A 12,507-nucleotide genomic window follows, 5' to 3' on the forward strand; every position below is an offset into this window, starting at 1 on the left:
TTACCCCCATTACTTAAAATATTTCTTCGCTCTCTCTATTTCAAACTCCACATCTTCTATATCGCAATCTCTCACGTACTTAGTGAATAGATACACATTCGTATATCTCTGCGCGTCTAACTCCTGACGTAAGACTGTGTTGTTACCTATCGCTATGAGTAGAAGTACGCCGAGTATAATAGTTAATGCTATCCACATTAGTTGTCATTCCTTTCCTCGTTAAATCCTATAGCTAAATTTTCAAATGCCAACACTAAGATAGTACGCCACTGTTCAGAGGTTAAATTGGTATGTCTATTATTAATTCGATTTAAATAATTTATTAAGTCATTAGGATTATTATACGTCACACCATCAATGGCAATGCCTAAACCAGATATACAATTAGAATTTATTCCCATTTACTACAACTCCTCCATATAAGTATTAAGTGTCAACACTTTAAATCCATATGCATATGCAATATCATTAGCTTCTTTAATACTTGAAAATCTTTTAGCTTCATGCGCATATTGTGTGACTTTTAATACAGTTTGTACTATTACATGACCACCATATACTTTAGTTTCTTCTTCATAGAAGTCACCATCATTAGTTTCAATTACATATTCTTGATTGATTAATTTGCTCATTGCTCACTATCCTTTCCTGGTGGTATTCTTGTGCCCTTATCTTTCGTTGGCTTAGATAGGCTTTTGTGACTACCAAGACACTTTGTAGGATTCATTGGTTTAGTTTCGAACGTTTTTAACTTGTTAGCATAATAATAGTTCTCTGACTTATTCGTACGGTTACGATCTATTTTATAAACGGTGTAACAAATCATTCCAACCACCACTACAATAGTTAATAATATCAATTCCACTACTCACTCACCTCTACTTTAATTCTGTTCAGGTCGTATTGATCCGTTTCTAATGCGTAATCATTAGGTGCAGTATCAACTTCATCTGGCTTATACTTGATATATTCATATACTTTGATCAGTGAGTTATATATAATAATTGCTGCTATTGCAGTTAAGAATGTTTCAATGTATTTATTCATAATGTATCGTTTCCTTTCGATATTTTTTTATAGTGCTCATACCCACAATCAAGGCATTGCTTGTAAACGGTTTGTACTTTACCAGAAGCATAAATTCTCTCTATATCTGTATATAACTAAGACATTTAGGACATTGAAAAATTGTTTCTTTTTTTATATCTGAATTATGTTGATAAAATTCTTCATCTTTAAAATTATTTCTTGAAATATCTTTCATTAATTAGATGACCCCCTTATATTTATATTAGGTGGTGATTAAATGAGTTTAGCAATTAGCATTATTTCCTTATTCATATCGTTGTTTGCAATGCTTTTTAATGGCTTTAATACATATAGAAATTGGAATAGACAACGATTTAAGATACGTTATGAAATGAAAAAAGTTTATTTTGATGAAAATGTAGCTTTTTATGTTAAGTTCTTAATCATCAATGACTCGTCAGAACCTATTACGATTACTGGTATTAAAGTTAATGATAAGGTTGCAGATAGTAGAAATTTAACTATCCCTAATTTAAATAAAACAAAACCATTGTTGGAAACAAAAGCTATACCATTTGAAATAGGAAGTTTTGGTGCTGAAGAATTTTACACGTACTTTTATAGAAATAATGAAAACTTCTCTAAAGGATTTGTAGTTGAATTAAGAACCTCACGTGGTGTAACAACTAACCATTTCAAAAAGCGAGACAAAAACTTAATAGAGCCTATAGTTAATTTATTGAAATATTAGAGGGCTTTATTGCCCTCATTTTACTTTCCTAATACTTCCTTAACCTTCTCTAAAATATCCTTACTCTTTAAGGTCTGCTTCTTTGATGAATGTGCCATTGATTGTCTTTCCTTTTCTCCCTTTAATCTCGTCATATGCATACTGTAAACACTCCTGTAACGTCATATCATGTTGTTGTGCCAATATAATTAATGTAACGACTGTATCACCTATACCGTCTTTTAATGCATCCATTTGTCCACGAGATAATGCTGCTGCAACTTCGCCCGCTTCTTCATAGAATTTAAGTGCTTGTCTATCTGAATTACCATTGTGTAGATTTTTATCTACGCTCCATGTTTCAACTTGTTTTACTAATTGATCTAATGTGTTATTCATTTATTTCTCCTCCATTAATAATTTCCAATACTTGTTCTACTGAAAGATATCCGATTGGTTCACTTATAAGGTGATTTATTCCATTGATTTGTTTACATTTTGCAAGTTCATATAAGCCTTCTGTATATCCATAAGAAAATTGATGTTTCACTACACTGAAATAATTATCTATAGCATCTTCTTTAAATAGATATTGCATTCCATCATAAAGTCTTTGATGTCTAATGAAGTTCTTATTAGATAGAAACTTATTTTCTACTACTTCCATCCTTTAAACACTTCCTATTTATAATTTTATTTTCTTTAGGCACTCGCATTGTCACATGTACATTTGTCATGCGAATGACAAAACCTTCTACGCCCATTGCAGCTAATTCTTTTTCGACTTGTGTTGGCGTTTTACCTTTACATGGATATTTATAATTTTGTTTAACTGTCTCACTTAGCAACATGCCATCCCCTCATAATCTTTAGCCCATATATAAGTTAATCCATTTTCTTCCAAACGCTTATTACATTTACGAGCAATCACACTACGATCTTGATATAAGTAGTTTTGAGCTTCAGTCGTACTCGTGAATTCTTCAACAATGTTATTATTACTATCAATAAGCATTACTGGTTTAGAACGACCTGCAATTCTTTTAGTAGAGCAATACTCACTAAATGTAGCAATGTATAAGTTATCTGCCTTGATATCGTTATAAATTCCATTTTTAGAATAAGCATGTAAGCCCGCTTCAATGTTTCCTTTAAAAGTCTCATATACAATATTTGCTGCTTTATAGGCTTTTCCTTCTTGGAATAAAGTAATTCTTCCGTGTACATCACTTGGAAATTTGTATATACCATCTTTACTTTTGAAGCGGCCTAAGTTACTGACATATAGTTGATATCCTTCATTAAATCTCCAAATTTCTTCTTTTGGATTAAGTTGTTCGTTTAAAATCTTTCTTTTTGCTAAATTCGGTTTTTCTTTTAATAAGTAACAACCTAGTTTTTGATAATACATACCTTTATATAAATATTGATGAATAGTCATTTTGGATATACCTATTTGAGTAGCAAAGTCTTTAACAGTTGTTTCTATAATCTGATGGTTAAACGGTTCATATATATAAATCATAATTTATACACCGCCTTACCTGCTTTGTTATAGGTCACTTTGATTTTTTCCGACTTTGAAACTTTCTTGTTATATAGATTTACAATACGTTCTGAAATTTTATTAATACTATTTAACATAAGTAGTTCTTCTTCTAATGCATTTACAACAGTGACTAATGTTTTTGTATCTGTTCCAATGTTATATAGTGTTCTTAATGAATTAATGATTTTACTTGTTGGATGTTCCATTCTAATTCTCATTAATACATCGTCTACAAATTGATAAGCATCTGTTTTACTTTTTACAAAGAACTTACCTTCTTCTATGGCTTTTGTTGTTATACCGTTTCTTTTAGCTGAACCTAGTATTCTTGCAGCAATGTTTGCACCTAAGCCACTGTATTGACAAAATTCGTATAAATCTTGATAGTCTTGATTGCCTTCTTTACGGTGGTAGTTCACATGATCGTTAATTGTCCATTTTGATACGAATGAATTACTTTTCTGTAAAACATCTTTTCTAATATCTTCTTTAATTAGAAACTGTATAGGTTCTTCTAACTCTACTAATGCTATATATCTATGTTGACCATCTAATATCTCACCATTTTCTCTAACGATGATTGGAGGTAATTCATAACCATTTTTAATTTGTTTTTTAAGGTTTTCTACATGGTTTCTACTTGGATTACGATTAGATTCTATAAAACTAAATAGTCCATAATCATTTGTTTCATAAACGTGATACGCTGTTTTACATTCTTTTAAGTTAATCATTTGTAACTACCTCCAACATTCTTTGTTGATAATCTCCAATCTTTTTAAGATCGTTCACTTTATTACCTTTAAGACCATAACGAGCAGCATATTTAATCATATTGCCTAGCATAAAACCCTCGAATTGCTCTTCGGTCAATTGTTGTCTAATAAACTCAATAACATCTATGCCATCTTTACCTTCATAATGTGATGGAACATTGTTTGATGTTCTTGGCCAATCATCTGTATTTATTTTTCTTGTGAACGGAAGTTTCACTTTTATAAAATCAAAGTTGTCATCTATGATTGTTGTATTACCATTAGCCATTTCAACTGACGCATACCATTTCTCTCCAATTGATAGATCAATTTCACTCCATTTTTTATTTACGATGGCTTCACAATTATTTTTCATATCTTTCGTAATATTTTGAAATACAATAACATCATTTTCTTTCAAGTCTTTAATTCTAGTCATATTGCTACCCCCTCTGTACTTGGCCATATCTATCAGTTTTAACTGTTGCTATAAGATTGTTATGTTCTAAATGCTCGAACCATTTACTACGTACACTATACTTACGTATATTCTCTTCACTTCTACGTTTTCGCGCTAAACGGACTTGCTGCTGTCTTTGTCTTAGTGCTTGCTCAAAACGCTCTTCTTCGAGCTTAATCATTGCTAATTCTTCTTTACTAATTTGACCTGGGTTGTATTCATATAATTCACTCATCTGACAATTCCCTCCGTACATGCTCTAGTGACTGAGTAACCACGAGACAATCTATGTCTTATGGCTTGCTCAGATACACCATTTTCTAAAGCATAATTTCCTAATTTTTCTGGAATTAAATAGACTTTTCCATCTACTGTTAACTTGTAATACTTCTTGCCATGTTTACGAACTCGATTTTCACGTTTCACTTGATCACGTCCGCTTCATCGAATAATAAATAACTATCATCTATAATGATTTTGTAGTTAGCCACTTTAATCACTGCTTTATCTTGGCCACAATCGGAATACTTTTCTTCAACAATGCCTGGATAACTGAGACTGTATTCAGATGCAGCAAATCTAATCTTCTGACCTACCTTTAAATCTTTGACTTTCAAATTTATTTAGCCTCCAGTATATTGAATATATTTAATTGTTCCGCTTCGACTTTCTTAATTACTTTGTAATGGCCAACAAAGAAACCTTCCCAACCAATTGTTTGGCCATCTTTGTTAGTAAGACGATAAATATCAATGTTTCCACTCACATGTTTTAAGAATTCGATATTCGAAACATTATCTTTGCCAATCTCAATCGACTTATCATTGCTAAACACTTTAACTATCATTTGCATCACTCCACCTAAAATAGTTTGAGTTGAGTATTCAATTCTTCTTTTCTGTATAACTTGTGCTTTCTTTTAAGTTTTTCTAATTCTTTTTTGCTTACGTTACCTTTAAAGATATTTCGATAATACATACCAGCTAAATTTCCTAGGTTATATAAATCATCATTTAAAGGAATGACGCTGCACATTTCCCAACCATCACTGGCATAGAGAATATATTTATGTTTAACGCCTTCTATAACACCCATCACATAACCTCTATAACTGCAGGTCTTGTGTTTTTTTCATTCAACTTTCTAATAAATGTTTTATACGCTTTATCTTCATCACCATTCGCATCATCAATCAGCTTTTGTGCATATGTCGGTGATACTTCTAAATACTTCTGTATATCTTCAATAGTAATCACAGAGTTTTAATTCCTTTCATTCGATAGTCATCACCATAAACCTTAATAATTGTCGTGTTCTTCAAAGCTCGACTAAAGTTCTTACCAAAGTCTTTATTTTTTGAAAGCTCTTCTGCGCTATTATTTGTTGTGAGAATATTATGCTTACCTTGTCTCATATTCATCACATCAAAGAGTTTCTGATTTCCGAATTGACTAACCGTCGTACCATAATCATCAAGTGCTAGTAAATCCACATTTTTAATGATTTGATCAAGTTGTCTTTCATTAAGATTGCTATCTTTATTGAATGTATCTCTATACGCTGTAATCAGTTGTGGCACATCCATAAATAGTGCAGTAAAACCTTTATCTTTAACTTCTTTAACAACTGACATAGCTATATGTGATTTACCTAATCCATAAGTTCCTTGCAGCAATAACGATTGTTTATTATCTAAACTAAAGTTATCTGCATACCGCTTCGCATGTTTTAGTAGTTTCTCTTGGCTCTCATTTCTAGGTTTATAATTCTCAAAAGAAGCGGACAATAAGTCTTCAGGTATAATTGAGTTTTTAAAAACCTTTTCTATCTCGAGACGTTTAATTTTGTTTTTATATCTAATAGTTTGTTCTTTAGCCATTTGTTTTATCTTGCAATCGCATCCTATTTTTTCTTCTTGGCCATTATCGAACTTTACATAGTCGTAAAGATTGCCACAGTGAGGACAACGTAAATCATTCTTTTGTTCAATGATTTTACTTTTAGTTTTGATATTGAAGTTTAATTCATTAAAACCTTTCATGGCCAACCTCCTTAAAACAAATCACTATATTGAGAGTTATCATAATCTTTCTCTATAGCTTGATTGTTATTTTTTATTCGTTCTTTCTTACGTGCCTCAACATCTTCAATGGATTTAATATTGTTTTCATACCAGTTTTTTAGTATTTGATTTACATAGTTCCATTTATAAACATTGTTTTCTGCAGCTTCTTTTAAAGCTCTAATTACAATGTCTTCACCATTAGCTCCAAAGTCATTTATCCATGCATTAACTTGATCTACAATGACTGGTCTCAAAATGCCAAAGCCGTTTTCTTGATAAAAATTAAATACTGAAGGTGGCTGTGGTGGTTGAGTAGCATTTGTGCTACTACTGCCGTTATTTTTAGTACTTTTATTTTTAGTACTATCATTATTAGTTCTATTATTATTAGTAGTGTGCGATTTTCCGTCGTTGGATTTTCCGACGTCGGTTTTTCCGTCGTTGGATTTTCCAACGTTGGATTTTCGCATGTGGATAGATTCTTTTTCATCCACATTTGATTTTCGAATGTGGGTAGGTTGTTCATATACTTCGTATTCGTATCCTTGCATACGTCCTTTATCATCACGTTTTCTTTTACGTTTGATATAACCCGCTTCTTCTAATTGTTTTAATCCACTCTTTAAGCTGCTTAGTTTATCACTCGTATGTTTTATTAATTCTGTTTCATAAATTTGCCAATCGTCTGGCCGACTTAGTAAATAAAGAAGTATGCCTTTCGCTTTCCAACTTAGTGATGCATCATGAATAAATGCTTTGTGAACAGTTACAAACTCTCCACTCTCTTTGAAAACTCTAAACGTAGCCATTTCAATGCTCCTTTCATGATTGATTTAATTTCTGGCCTTTAAGTAAACGATTCAGTCTTTGATCTACATCCACCCAACTATCAGTAAGTGAATATTTTTTATTAAAACTATGAATGCCCATAGTATGTTGCTCTCTATGATGTATTGGACATAAAGCTAAAACTTTATTACTTGTGTGTTCTATCTTCCGTCTATTACGTCCACGACCAACTGCTTGATAATGTGCTAGTTCCGCTCGCTTACCACAAATCACACACTGACGATTGACTGTAGCCCAGTAGAGCATTGCTTTATCACCTTTAAGTAAACTACTCGTTTTAACTGTGAAAGTAATATTGTTAAAGAACATCCAGTCAATAATGGCTTCAATGATTTGTGACGCTTGCTTTCTAGTACAATTCGATAAAGAAATCTCTTTTTCATATCCATATAACACTCTGATGTATTCCTGGAACATATAGCGCATGTAATCTCTAGGTTGGCCAATATCAATTTCTATATCGTTACATAATGCAAATATCTTCTTTCTTTGCTTATCAGTAATCTTGTTTGTATCAATACTTCTTACTTCAATAGGTAATGGTATTCCGTTATCTATAAGCTGCAGTTCATCTTGTGTTAGTTCAACATCATTAATAACTGCAGTTATCGTTCCGTTATCGTTTCTTTGATAACCTATAATTTTTGACATAGTTTATTGCCTTAGAACGGTAAATCTTCATCACCAATATCAATCGGCCCATTAGCGTTTTGGAATGGATTATTACCTACTGGTTGATCATTACTTTTAGTTTGTTGGCCACTCTTACTATTTTTTGGTTCTAAGAAGTGAACATTATCTGCCACCACTTCAGTAACAAATATTCTTCGACCTTCTTGATTTTCATAACTTCTTGATTGTAAGCGCCCATCAACACCAGCTAAGCTACCTTTAAATAAGAATTTATTAACATTCTCTGCTTGTCTTCTAAATACTACACAGTTAATAAAGTCCGCTTCTCTTTCTCCATTTGCATTAGTGAACGTTCTGTTAATAGCTAAAGTAAATGTCGCTACTGCTACCCCTGAAGGTGTTACACGATATTCAGGATCTTTTGTTAGCCTTCCTACTAACGTTGCTCTATTAATCAAATAAATCTCTCCTTAACTTAATTAGTTTTATAGCTAATAACTTCGTTGTAATTTGTTTCTAACGTTTTATAATTAACTTCTAAATCTGCTATACTTTTCGATTTATCATCATTTTGTCTGTGTAATTCTGATATATATTCCAATGCATTTTCTAATTGATTGTTTGCATGTTCGAGTTGAACTGTTAGCTTTTCTACTTTAGATGCCTTTAATAAAAGATTACGTAGTTCACTTTGCGGAATACTTACATATGGTTCTTGCACATTTACGCCTCCAGTTGTAAGATAAAATTAGTTATTTAACATTTGAGATTGGACTGATTGCTATTTGCCGATAGCATCAGTCATTTTTTATCTTTTCGAATTCTTTATCGAAATAGAGAAACGTTGCTAATGCTGCAAACAGTGAAATACCTAGTGCATGCATAATATAGAATTGTGCAGTTATTAGTACGATTGAAACTAATGTGAATATTAGAATCGCAACGATAAATGCTGCTTCTGAATACGACATTTATATCACCTCCTTTTAGTGATTTTATTTTTGATTAACCGTTATAAATTTCTTTTTTAAAATCTTTCAAGAACTTCCGCATTAGTTCAGCATCAAAATAATGTGATGAACTTCCACCTTGCCCTTCAAACCAAATGCCATTTTCTTTTAAATACTTATTGAATCTAGGCACTTCTAATATCCTTTTAAATATTAGATATCTACTCAATTTAGATTCTTGAATGAGATCTTCCATTGTCCAAGTAACTGGCAATGTTTTACTAATTAACTTTTCAAGTTCTACTTTAGGTATCAGTACGTGTGTATCTGGTATGGTAACTGTTAGTGTTTGATTCATTTTGTATGCTCCTTTCATGTATAATTTAGTTATCGCTATTGCGATAAAAGGAGGTGTAGTAATAATGGATCCTATAATTGGTAAAGGTTTAGACAAAATTATTGAAGGTGCTGCTGATGGTCCTATTAAAACCTTAAATACTACATGGGATTTAATATTTGGTGGCTATCATAACTGGGTTGCTAAAAAACAATATAAGCGTCAACAAGATTTAGAAAACTTTAAAGCTAATATTGAAGCCAAAATAAAAAATATACCTAGAGATAACTTAAAAGAACCTGAACTTTCAATAATTGGTCCAGCAATAGAGAGTTCAAAATTCTACATTAGTGAACAAAATATTAGAGAACTTTTTTCTAATTTAATTGCTGCTGCTATGGATGATAGTAAAACAAATGAAATACATCATTCATTCGTTGAAATAATAAAACAAATGTCTCCTAAAGATGCCATTTTATTCAAATCCCTTTGTAATCGAGATACAATTCCTGCTGTTAGGTATAAAGCAGTACAAGGTAATAATTTGGGAATGAACTTTTTATCAGATGTTGTAATAAATAATTCTCCATTAACTATTGCTGATACAGAGATTGCATTGAATAATCTTGAAAGAATTGGTTTGTTAAAAATTGACATTGGGACTAACTATTACACAGATAAAAGGAATTATAATAATTTTTTTAGTTATGAATTTATCGATAAATTTACGAAGCAATATGAAAAAAATAAACATGATGTTTATAGTAATGCCTTTTATTTAATTAATCTTTTTGGTGTCGATGCATTATCTCGTCGTAGCAATATATCTACTGAAGAAATCTATAACTTAGTAAAACCAGCTTGTATTGAATTCGATAAAGGAATGATAGAAATAACTGCTTTTGGCAAAGCGTTTACTCACTGCTGTTTCTAGTGTATTGAAAAAGGTTTTCCTATAGCTTTTTTATAATTTCTAGCACTTCTAATCTCCTCCGCCAAGATGACGATTAGGAGTGCTATTTTTAGTTTTTGAAGCATTGCGATGCCTCCTTTTTGTATAATGTAGTTATCCCTTATCGAAGGAAGGTGAAATTTATGGATATCAAATTCTTACAATCTTTAGATTTTTTAATTCAAAAAGCGAACAAAGAGCATGTAACTAAAAATTGGAATATTGTTTTTGAATTAAATAATGAATTACTTACTGCTAATTTCATCAAAGATACTGCAAGCCAAAATGCTGTTTTCAGTAGTATCAAATCAGATGATGATAAAGAAAAAATACCTTTGATGACTGAAAGGTTATATCGTAAATTACGTTCTGGTAATGAATTCGAAGGTCTTGAATCACCTTTAAAGAAAATAATTCGTTACTTAGAAAACAAAAATGCATTCGACGTTTATAGACTATTAAAGTTTTATATAGGTCAATTTGAAGTCGACTCATCTCAATTAGATAACTTTGCTTTTAATGTTAAAAATCTAAAAACTGGTGAAGATTTTCCATTTATAGAGATTGATGAATCTTCAAAAGTACAATTTGTTACTTTGGTTACTGATGAAGATTTACAAACTCTGACTCATGTTTCAAAGTAAGATGAACTAATTGAAGGACTGCGTATGCTTCTCTATACGTAAGTTCTTCTTTTTTAAATTCATTTAAAATTTTGTCGTGTAGTTCAAACGTTCTTTGGGTATTTTCTTCTCTAGCTGCTTTAATTTTTTTCTCATAATCAGATTTCAGGCCATAAAGTCTCCATTCTGCATCATTCATGTATTCTTCCATTTCTATGCCTCCGTTACTTCTGCTTCATAACCAAAATCAGTCATGATTTCATGAATTTTCAATCTACCTTTTTGAGTCCAACGTGTTTGTGGTTGAGTATCTGGTCGTCCATCTGAACGAACAATTTCAATAGTGTGTGATTTCGTGTAGCCTTTGTTCATATGTTCTGCGTAAAGCACCCACTGTTTACCGACACGACGTTGTAATCTAGCTTGATGTAGTAACTTGTTCAGCTTTTGTGCAGACAATCCATAATCAGCTGCAATTTGTGTAATTGTCATTGTGCCTGGTGATTTTAAGATTTCATCTACATAATCGGCCTTTGGTTTTAACTCACCAATCTGTTGTTTTAGGATTAAGTTGTTATCTTTTTCTTTCTTATATTCTGTGAGTACGTTGATAATGTAGTCTGGATCACGTAGTGTTTGTTCAATTACATTGTCTGTGGCGTAAATACCATGTTTACGAATGGAAGGTAGAACATCTTCAAACACCCATTCTTCAAATTCATCTGCTTGGGGTAGTTTAGAACGTGTGATTAATCTATATAAATTACCTTCATCAATGAATTTCTTGTTTTGCTTTCTACCTAATTTATCGATGACTGAACGAATCGTTACCCCACGTTCTTTTGTATGATCTCTAACTGCTTTGTGTGGGTTTGTATATCCTAAAATTTCTGCTACTTGAATTGCTGGAAACCATTCTTTACCTTCAATAGTTAAAATTTCTAAATTTCCAAATTGTGAATTTTGAAAAACCTGTAATTCATTCATTTTTTAGTTCCTCCTTAACTTCTTCATTCAACGCCCACATTCAACGTACAGTCTTGGCAATGACCTAATAATGTATTGTGGTATGGCTCATATCGTCGCTCACTCTCGCTCTTATACGCTCAATGTGAGCGTTGAAACTCACTGAGTTTTTAATTATTAAGTTTCTATATTTTTTTCTGTATTCTCTTTAGATAAATTCCGAAAAAACTCGGTTTCTTTTCCAAAAAAAATATTATTGCTATCTATAAAATAAACTTTTGGAATTTCCGCAATAATATTTCTAGGTATTCTAGAGTTATCTTTCTCATATCTAGAAAGAGTGTCAGCATTAATACCAAGCCTTTTAGATGCTTTCTCTTGTGTTAAACCAGCGTTAACTCTAGCGGCTCTCATAGTAATTTGCATTTCTTTTATCCCTCGCTTTCTTTAAGTATGTACTAATTATAAACCGATTTAATTCGGAATGTCAAACGGAAAATTCCGTTTCAAAGAAAAATATTCGGATAAATTCGGAAAAATACTTGTTTATACATTTTCCTTCCTATATAATGGAATTATCAAATTACAAATTAAAAATTTTTTTCGAGA

At 31.6% G+C, this 12,507-nt stretch carries 30 protein-coding genes; 3 read left to right on the plus strand and 27 right to left on the minus strand.

Features of this window, described 5'->3' with window-relative positions:
• Window positions 1-9 precede the first annotated feature (9 nt).
• Genes NST64_RS08540 through NST64_RS08560 form a run of 5 tightly spaced genes read right to left on the minus strand, consistent with a single transcriptional unit; the run spans window position 10 to window position 1,047 of the window.
• The gene (locus NST64_RS08540) at window positions 10-198 is read right to left on the minus strand and encodes a DUF1514 family protein (protein WP_340731135.1); all 189 of its coding nucleotides are present in this window, start codon (window positions 196-198) and stop codon (window positions 10-12) included.
• On the minus strand, window positions 198-401 hold the full coding sequence (locus tag NST64_RS08545; RefSeq protein WP_340731136.1) for a hypothetical protein: 204 nt from the start codon (window positions 399-401) through the stop codon (window positions 198-200). The genes NST64_RS08540 and NST64_RS08545 overlap by 1 nt, the downstream gene beginning before the upstream one ends.
• Before the next feature lie 3 nt (window positions 402-404).
• Window positions 405-632, minus strand: coding sequence for a hypothetical protein (locus tag NST64_RS08550; protein WP_340731137.1), 228 nt, complete (start codon window positions 630-632; stop codon window positions 405-407).
• Window positions 629-865 carry a hypothetical protein gene (locus NST64_RS08555; RefSeq protein WP_070671848.1) on the minus strand — a complete coding sequence of 79 codons (237 nt, stop codon included), beginning with the start codon at window positions 863-865 and terminating at the stop codon, window positions 629-631. The genes NST64_RS08550 and NST64_RS08555 overlap by 4 nt, the downstream gene beginning before the upstream one ends.
• On the minus strand, window positions 865-1,047 hold the full coding sequence (locus NST64_RS08560; protein WP_340731138.1) for a hypothetical protein: 183 nt from the start codon (window positions 1,045-1,047) through the stop codon (window positions 865-867). Before NST64_RS08560 ends, NST64_RS08555 begins: the two co-directional genes overlap by 1 nt.
• A gap of 259 nt (window positions 1,048-1,306) precedes the next feature.
• Here NST64_RS08560 and NST64_RS08565 point away from each other — a divergent pair, with 259 nt between their 5' ends.
• Window positions 1,307-1,780 carry a hypothetical protein gene (locus tag NST64_RS08565; protein WP_340731139.1) on the plus strand — a complete coding sequence of 158 codons (474 nt, stop codon included), beginning with the start codon at window positions 1,307-1,309 and terminating at the stop codon, window positions 1,778-1,780.
• Between the two features lie 60 nt (window positions 1,781-1,840).
• Here NST64_RS08565 and NST64_RS08570 read toward each other — a convergent pair whose 3' ends face one another.
• From NST64_RS08570 to NST64_RS08660, 19 genes are all read right to left on the minus strand, one after another.
• The gene (locus NST64_RS08570; protein ID WP_340731140.1) at window positions 1,841-2,158 is read right to left on the minus strand and encodes a MazG-like family protein; all 318 of its coding nucleotides are present in this window, start codon (window positions 2,156-2,158) and stop codon (window positions 1,841-1,843) included.
• Window positions 2,151-2,426 (minus strand): hypothetical protein, encoded by a 276-nt coding sequence (locus NST64_RS08575; RefSeq protein ID WP_340731141.1) that lies wholly within the window; start codon window positions 2,424-2,426, stop codon window positions 2,151-2,153. Before NST64_RS08575 ends, NST64_RS08570 begins: the two co-directional genes overlap by 8 nt.
• The gene (locus tag NST64_RS08580) at window positions 2,407-2,610 is read right to left on the minus strand and encodes a hypothetical protein (RefSeq protein WP_053022123.1); all 204 of its coding nucleotides are present in this window, start codon (window positions 2,608-2,610) and stop codon (window positions 2,407-2,409) included. The genes NST64_RS08575 and NST64_RS08580 overlap by 20 nt, the downstream gene beginning before the upstream one ends.
• Window positions 2,601-3,284: a hypothetical protein gene (locus tag NST64_RS08585; protein ID WP_340731142.1), complete on the minus strand. Its 684-nt coding sequence runs from the start codon at window positions 3,282-3,284 to the stop codon at window positions 2,601-2,603. The genes NST64_RS08580 and NST64_RS08585 overlap by 10 nt, the downstream gene beginning before the upstream one ends.
• Window positions 3,281-4,042, minus strand: a complete 762-nt coding sequence (locus NST64_RS08590; RefSeq protein WP_340731143.1) for a ParB/RepB/Spo0J family partition protein — start codon at window positions 4,040-4,042, stop codon at window positions 3,281-3,283. Before NST64_RS08590 ends, NST64_RS08585 begins: the two co-directional genes overlap by 4 nt.
• Complete coding sequence (locus NST64_RS08595) at window positions 4,035-4,502, minus strand: DUF3310 domain-containing protein (RefSeq protein WP_340731144.1); 468 nt, start codon at window positions 4,500-4,502, stop codon at window positions 4,035-4,037. Before NST64_RS08595 ends, NST64_RS08590 begins: the two co-directional genes overlap by 8 nt.
• A gap of 4 nt (window positions 4,503-4,506) precedes the next feature.
• Window positions 4,507-4,758 (minus strand): hypothetical protein, encoded by a 252-nt coding sequence (locus NST64_RS08600; RefSeq protein ID WP_340731145.1) that lies wholly within the window; start codon window positions 4,756-4,758, stop codon window positions 4,507-4,509.
• Window positions 4,755-4,949: a hypothetical protein gene (locus NST64_RS08605; protein WP_340731146.1), complete on the minus strand. Its 195-nt coding sequence runs from the start codon at window positions 4,947-4,949 to the stop codon at window positions 4,755-4,757. Before NST64_RS08605 ends, NST64_RS08600 begins: the two co-directional genes overlap by 4 nt.
• Complete coding sequence (locus NST64_RS08610) at window positions 4,946-5,140, minus strand: hypothetical protein (protein WP_216579846.1); 195 nt, start codon at window positions 5,138-5,140, stop codon at window positions 4,946-4,948. Before NST64_RS08610 ends, NST64_RS08605 begins: the two co-directional genes overlap by 4 nt.
• A gap of 2 nt (window positions 5,141-5,142) precedes the next feature.
• Window positions 5,143-5,370: a hypothetical protein gene (locus NST64_RS08615; RefSeq protein WP_340731147.1), complete on the minus strand. Its 228-nt coding sequence runs from the start codon at window positions 5,368-5,370 to the stop codon at window positions 5,143-5,145.
• 14 nt (window positions 5,371-5,384) lie between these two features.
• On the minus strand, window positions 5,385-5,618 hold the full coding sequence (locus tag NST64_RS08620) for a hypothetical protein (RefSeq protein WP_053022116.1): 234 nt from the start codon (window positions 5,616-5,618) through the stop codon (window positions 5,385-5,387).
• Complete coding sequence (locus tag NST64_RS08625; protein ID WP_340731148.1) at window positions 5,618-5,779, minus strand: hypothetical protein; 162 nt, start codon at window positions 5,777-5,779, stop codon at window positions 5,618-5,620. Before NST64_RS08625 ends, NST64_RS08620 begins: the two co-directional genes overlap by 1 nt.
• Entirely contained in the window at window positions 5,776-6,564 is a 789-nt protein-coding gene (locus NST64_RS08630) for an ATP-binding protein (protein WP_340731149.1), read from the minus strand. The genes NST64_RS08625 and NST64_RS08630 overlap by 4 nt, the downstream gene beginning before the upstream one ends.
• 11 nt (window positions 6,565-6,575) lie before the next feature.
• On the minus strand, window positions 6,576-7,397 hold the full coding sequence (locus NST64_RS08635) for a DnaD domain protein (RefSeq protein ID WP_340731150.1): 822 nt from the start codon (window positions 7,395-7,397) through the stop codon (window positions 6,576-6,578).
• 13 nt (window positions 7,398-7,410) lie between these two features.
• A complete protein-coding gene (locus NST64_RS08640) occupies window positions 7,411-8,088 on the minus strand; it encodes a putative HNHc nuclease (RefSeq protein WP_340731151.1) in 678 nt (225 codons plus the stop codon).
• Window positions 8,089-8,099: 11 nt separating this feature from the next.
• Window positions 8,100-8,528 (minus strand): single-stranded DNA-binding protein, encoded by a 429-nt coding sequence (gene ssb, locus NST64_RS08645; RefSeq protein ID WP_340731152.1) that lies wholly within the window; start codon window positions 8,526-8,528, stop codon window positions 8,100-8,102.
• Window positions 8,529-8,545: 17 nt separating this feature from the next.
• Window positions 8,546-8,791, minus strand: a complete 246-nt coding sequence (locus NST64_RS08650; RefSeq protein WP_077699532.1) for a hypothetical protein — start codon at window positions 8,789-8,791, stop codon at window positions 8,546-8,548.
• A 76-nt stretch (window positions 8,792-8,867) separates the two neighbouring features.
• Complete coding sequence (locus NST64_RS08655; protein WP_340731153.1) at window positions 8,868-9,041, minus strand: hypothetical protein; 174 nt, start codon at window positions 9,039-9,041, stop codon at window positions 8,868-8,870.
• A gap of 34 nt (window positions 9,042-9,075) precedes the next feature.
• Window positions 9,076-9,378: a DUF771 domain-containing protein gene (locus NST64_RS08660; protein WP_242281838.1), complete on the minus strand. Its 303-nt coding sequence runs from the start codon at window positions 9,376-9,378 to the stop codon at window positions 9,076-9,078.
• A gap of 64 nt (window positions 9,379-9,442) precedes the next feature.
• On the opposite strand from NST64_RS08660, the gene NST64_RS08665 reads away from it, so the two are divergent.
• Window positions 9,443-10,291 carry a DUF4393 domain-containing protein gene (locus NST64_RS08665; protein WP_340731154.1) on the plus strand — a complete coding sequence of 283 codons (849 nt, stop codon included), beginning with the start codon at window positions 9,443-9,445 and terminating at the stop codon, window positions 10,289-10,291.
• A 161-nt stretch (window positions 10,292-10,452) separates the two neighbouring features.
• On the plus strand, window positions 10,453-10,953 hold the full coding sequence (locus tag NST64_RS08670; RefSeq protein WP_340731155.1) for a hypothetical protein: 501 nt from the start codon (window positions 10,453-10,455) through the stop codon (window positions 10,951-10,953).
• On the opposite strand, the gene NST64_RS08675 is transcribed toward NST64_RS08670, so the two are convergent.
• The 3 genes from NST64_RS08675 to NST64_RS08685 all read right to left on the minus strand — a co-directional run bounded on the left by NST64_RS08675 (window position 10,910) and on the right by NST64_RS08685 (window position 12,324).
• Complete coding sequence (locus NST64_RS08675; RefSeq protein ID WP_340731156.1) at window positions 10,910-11,143, minus strand: hypothetical protein; 234 nt, start codon at window positions 11,141-11,143, stop codon at window positions 10,910-10,912. The genes NST64_RS08670 and NST64_RS08675 overlap by 44 nt on opposite strands.
• A 2-nt stretch (window positions 11,144-11,145) precedes the next feature.
• Window positions 11,146-11,919 (minus strand): phage antirepressor, encoded by a 774-nt coding sequence (locus NST64_RS08680; RefSeq protein ID WP_340731157.1) that lies wholly within the window; start codon window positions 11,917-11,919, stop codon window positions 11,146-11,148.
• Between the two features lie 156 nt (window positions 11,920-12,075).
• Window positions 12,076-12,324, minus strand: a complete 249-nt coding sequence (locus tag NST64_RS08685; RefSeq protein ID WP_340731158.1) for a helix-turn-helix domain-containing protein — start codon at window positions 12,322-12,324, stop codon at window positions 12,076-12,078.
• Window positions 12,325-12,507 lie beyond the last annotated feature (183 nt).

Source organism: Staphylococcus sp. FSL W8-1268 (assembly GCF_038003965.1).
Classification (GTDB): domain Bacteria; phylum Bacillota; class Bacilli; order Staphylococcales; family Staphylococcaceae; genus Staphylococcus; species Staphylococcus hominis.

Bases quoted from the DNA above. Each gene is read 5' to 3' on its own strand.
- NST64_RS08560 (WP_340731138.1), bottom strand. From the start codon at position 1,047: ATGAATAAATACATTGAAACATTCTTAACTGCAATAGCAGCAATTATT.
- NST64_RS08685 (WP_340731158.1), bottom strand. From the start codon at position 12,324: ATGCAAATTACTATGAGAGCCGCTAGAGTTAACGCTGGTTTAACACAA.
- NST64_RS08640 (WP_340731151.1), bottom strand. From the start codon at position 8,088: ATGTCAAAAATTATAGGTTATCAAAGAAACGATAACGGAACGATAACT.
- NST64_RS08615 (WP_340731147.1), bottom strand. From the start codon at position 5,370: ATGATAGTTAAAGTGTTTAGCAATGATAAGTCGATTGAGATTGGCAAA.
- NST64_RS08550 (WP_340731137.1), bottom strand. From the start codon at position 632: ATGAGCAAATTAATCAATCAAGAATATGTAATTGAAACTAATGATGGT.
- NST64_RS08665 (WP_340731154.1), top strand. From the start codon at position 9,443: ATGGATCCTATAATTGGTAAAGGTTTAGACAAAATTATTGAAGGTGCT.
- NST64_RS08585 (WP_340731142.1), bottom strand. From the start codon at position 3,284: ATGATTTATATATATGAACCGTTTAACCATCAGATTATAGAAACAACT.
- NST64_RS08600 (WP_340731145.1), bottom strand. From the start codon at position 4,758: ATGAGTGAATTATATGAATACAACCCAGGTCAAATTAGTAAAGAAGAA.
- NST64_RS08630 (WP_340731149.1), bottom strand. From the start codon at position 6,564: ATGAAAGGTTTTAATGAATTAAACTTCAATATCAAAACTAAAAGTAAA.
- NST64_RS08580 (WP_053022123.1), bottom strand. From the start codon at position 2,610: ATGTTGCTAAGTGAGACAGTTAAACAAAATTATAAATATCCATGTAAA.
- NST64_RS08595 (WP_340731144.1), bottom strand. From the start codon at position 4,502: ATGACTAGAATTAAAGACTTGAAAGAAAATGATGTTATTGTATTTCAA.
- NST64_RS08655 (WP_340731153.1), bottom strand. From the start codon at position 9,041: ATGTCGTATTCAGAAGCAGCATTTATCGTTGCGATTCTAATATTCACA.
- NST64_RS08590 (WP_340731143.1), bottom strand. From the start codon at position 4,042: ATGATTAACTTAAAAGAATGTAAAACAGCGTATCACGTTTATGAAACA.
- NST64_RS08575 (WP_340731141.1), bottom strand. From the start codon at position 2,426: ATGGAAGTAGTAGAAAATAAGTTTCTATCTAATAAGAACTTCATTAGA.
- NST64_RS08570 (WP_340731140.1), bottom strand. From the start codon at position 2,158: ATGAATAACACATTAGATCAATTAGTAAAACAAGTTGAAACATGGAGC.
- NST64_RS08675 (WP_340731156.1), bottom strand. From the start codon at position 11,143: ATGGAAGAATACATGAATGATGCAGAATGGAGACTTTATGGCCTGAAA.
- NST64_RS08680 (WP_340731157.1), bottom strand. From the start codon at position 11,919: ATGAATGAATTACAGGTTTTTCAAAATTCACAATTTGGAAATTTAGAA.
- NST64_RS08660 (WP_242281838.1), bottom strand. From the start codon at position 9,378: ATGAATCAAACACTAACAGTTACCATACCAGATACACACGTACTGATA.
- NST64_RS08635 (WP_340731150.1), bottom strand. From the start codon at position 7,397: ATGGCTACGTTTAGAGTTTTCAAAGAGAGTGGAGAGTTTGTAACTGTT.
- NST64_RS08540 (WP_340731135.1), bottom strand. From the start codon at position 198: ATGTGGATAGCATTAACTATTATACTCGGCGTACTTCTACTCATAGCG.
- NST64_RS08545 (WP_340731136.1), bottom strand. From the start codon at position 401: ATGGGAATAAATTCTAATTGTATATCTGGTTTAGGCATTGCCATTGAT.
- NST64_RS08670 (WP_340731155.1), top strand. From the start codon at position 10,453: ATGGATATCAAATTCTTACAATCTTTAGATTTTTTAATTCAAAAAGCG.
- NST64_RS08620 (WP_053022116.1), bottom strand. From the start codon at position 5,618: ATGGGTGTTATAGAAGGCGTTAAACATAAATATATTCTCTATGCCAGT.
- NST64_RS08565 (WP_340731139.1), top strand. From the start codon at position 1,307: ATGAGTTTAGCAATTAGCATTATTTCCTTATTCATATCGTTGTTTGCA.